This window comes from Leptospira alexanderi serovar Manhao 3 str. L 60 (assembly GCF_000243815.2).
Lineage (GTDB): Bacteria > Spirochaetota > Leptospiria > Leptospirales > Leptospiraceae > Leptospira > Leptospira alexanderi.
This window is the reverse complement of sequence record NZ_AHMT02000030.1, coordinates 102,501-105,000: the sequence shown is the minus strand read 5'-3', so window position 1 is coordinate 105,000 and position 2,500 is coordinate 102,501. Positions and strand designations below refer to the sequence as shown.

At 40.0% G+C, this 2,500-nt stretch carries 3 protein-coding genes (2 of these 3 only partly in view); 1 reads left to right on the top strand and 2 read right to left on the bottom strand.

What is annotated here, in order from left to right:
* A protein-coding gene (locus LEP1GSC062_RS10685) for an LIC_12238 family plasminogen-binding lipoprotein (RefSeq protein WP_010577805.1) crosses the window boundary here: on the top strand, positions 1-115 show its 3' end. 404 nt of this gene lie to the left of the window's left edge; the window shows 115 of its 519 coding nt (coding positions 405-519); the start codon falls outside the window, past its left edge; the stop codon is at positions 113-115.
* 289 nt (positions 116-404) lie between these two features.
* Here LEP1GSC062_RS10685 and LEP1GSC062_RS10680 read toward each other — a convergent pair whose 3' ends face one another.
* Entirely contained in the window at positions 405-2,360 is a 1,956-nt protein-coding gene (locus tag LEP1GSC062_RS10680) for a hypothetical protein (RefSeq protein WP_020984191.1), read from the bottom strand.
* Positions 2,350-2,500, bottom strand: the 3' end of a protein-coding gene (locus LEP1GSC062_RS10675; protein WP_010577804.1) for a chemotaxis protein CheW. Its footprint extends 317 nt past the window's final position; only the last 151 of its 468 coding nucleotides appear in the window; its start codon lies off the right edge, out of view; it ends in the stop codon at positions 2,350-2,352. The genes LEP1GSC062_RS10680 and LEP1GSC062_RS10675 overlap by 11 nt, the downstream gene beginning before the upstream one ends.

Sequence of the window (2,500 nt, the reverse complement as noted above, 5' to 3'; positions counted from 1 at the left end):
CTACGAAGGAGACGTGATTGACGAAGTTGAATTTTTGGTTCGTTCTACGCAAACACCTTACATAGAAGATATTCCTTCTCCATCGGACAATGATATCGAAAAGGCGATGAAGTAAAAAACAAATTCGCGAACTATCGTGATTCGTATTTCGATTTGTTGCCTTAAAAAACGTGAGCAGGGTCGTAAGAATCTTTCTGAAACAAGTTGGAATCTGAACTTTGTAAATCTATTCTCAAAATGTGGGAACTACCACAAATCACGATTTTACGAACAATTCTAAAATTGTAGGAACTCCTACTTTTAGAGAATTCTTTCTCATTTTCTTATATCGAACTCACGTTAAACCTACAAGAAAAGAACAATGCTTTCGATTCAAGTCGGGGTGTTTTACGGACAGACGTATTTCAAAACGGTTCTCTTTTGATTCCGTCTTCCAAGATTTTATTGATTCTATCTATGTTCATTAATGAAAGATTAATCTCGATCGGATTTCCGATCTTCACAATGTCTTCATAGATTTTTCTCGCGGAAAGGAAGTCTTTTTCTTCTTCGAGAAGAATCGATAACTTTTTCATTGCCAAAGTCACAGGTGTAGAATTCAATTTGGTTCTAACGACTCCGAGGCGACTCGTAGATTCCTGAAAATCCAAGTCCTTCAGACGATACTGGGCCATGATCGAATCGTCCGTTTTTTCCAAAAGATTTCTTTTGATCGCAAGCGTTTCTTTTTTTAAAGTTGCGTTTCTGTTTTCTTCTACTTTATAAATTTCCTTTAAACGTTCGTATGAACGGATCGCCGCTTTTAAAGCGTCCTTTTCTTCCCGACGTTTTCTACGATACGAGTGCAATTTCGAAATTCCGAACTCCGCCAGAAATTCCTGGCGATGAAGTTCACAGATGTCCGCAAAAGGAAGATTCTCGGTTTCCGGACTTATATGATTTTTGAGCCAAACTCCATAATAAAGAGCGGCCCGTTCCAAATCACCGGTTCTATTTTCAAAAAAGGAACCGAGTTCGTATGCGAATGAACTTTTCTTTTTGGGATTGATTTCCGCTTTGTAATACAGTTCGTAAAAGGAAGAAGCCAAAACGTTCTGTTTCAATTCGGTATAAAGAGAAGCGATCGCAAAATAAATCTCCGCAAGCTTGTTTTCTTCGGTTCGTTCCGCAAGAGAAAGCTCCAGATATCTTTTATAAAAATCGACCGCTTTTGCCTTTTTACCCGAAGCCTTGAGTTCTTTCGCAAGATCTAAAACAGGTTCCTTCATAGTAGGGTCGAGTTTGGTCGCGAGTTCCCAAAGAGCGGCGGTTGCATAAAAGTCCGTGTTTCGCTTGTAATCGAATAAAACGAAAATCCCGGTTCCCGCAGCTCCAAATTGATTCACTACTTTTAGTCTCTCTTTATTTTCGCTTTCGGCTTGTTTTACAAGCCCCGCTAAATAATAAACGACATCCGCATCCTCTCTGGACTTCTTCTTTCGAAAGTTCTCGTAGAAACCGGACTTGGAATCGTTATATTCCTTTTCCTTATTTTTGAGATCGCTTTCGGACTGAGCGATTTTTTCTTTAAAGGCGGGAAGTTCGCTTGCGGCTAACGTTCTTTCGAAAGTTCTTCCGCTTGAATCTCGTTCCGTGATTTTTGTTTCCTTCCCTCGCATCAAATTGGCTTCGAAAAGATGAAAGAAATCCTTAGAATCTTTAAGATCCTTTTTGGACTTCTCCAAATTTTCTAGGGACCTGCTATGGGAAAGAGCCGCTTGTTTTTCGACAGGATCAAAAATTTCGGCCAACCTTCTTTCATCTAAGAATTCCTTTTCTGTATGACTGAAGTCTCTATAACGAATCGCAGCAAGCGCGGATTCGATCGCCTTTGCGTTTTGCTTCTTCTTTTCATATTCTTTCGAAAGAAGCATGTGAAGTTCAAATAAAATCGGAGAATCCCTCATCATTCCGGAAGGAGTGAGTTTGGCAAACATGCCGAGAATTAAAAGACGGATCGTATTTCGGTTCGTCTTCTCGTCGAAGATTTTTCCGAGGCGTTTTTCCTCCTCTATCCTTCTCGAATCGATAAACTGAGAATAATACTGATCGAGTACTTTTTGAATTTCAGAAACCGCATCCTTAGAAGGGTCTTGAATCGTCTGACGAAGATTGTCGAGGTCTTGTTCCGTGATCCTTACGAAAGGAGGATCGTATAAGTTTTTAGAATCATAGCGTCTATCTTGTTCATCCGGATAAACAGAAAATGTCCCCAAAAATCCAAGACAGATCAGAAGAAAAACCGCTGTTTTTTGAAAAGTTTGAATGTTTAGAAAATCGAAACGGCTTCGGTTTCGAAAATTTCTTTTTTCATCCGGCATTGCTTCCCGATTCGGTCAATTCTTCCGCTCCCAAAATCTTTTCCACATCTATGATGATGATAAATCGATCGTCCTTTTTTCCGACTCCGGTGATGTATCTTCCGGAGATTCCTTTGACGGAAGGCGGAGGAGGATTGATG

Bases quoted from the DNA above. Each gene is read 5' to 3' on its own strand.
- LEP1GSC062_RS10680 (WP_020984191.1), bottom strand. From the start codon at position 2,360: ATGCCGGATGAAAAAAGAAATTTTCGAAACCGAAGCCGTTTCGATTTT.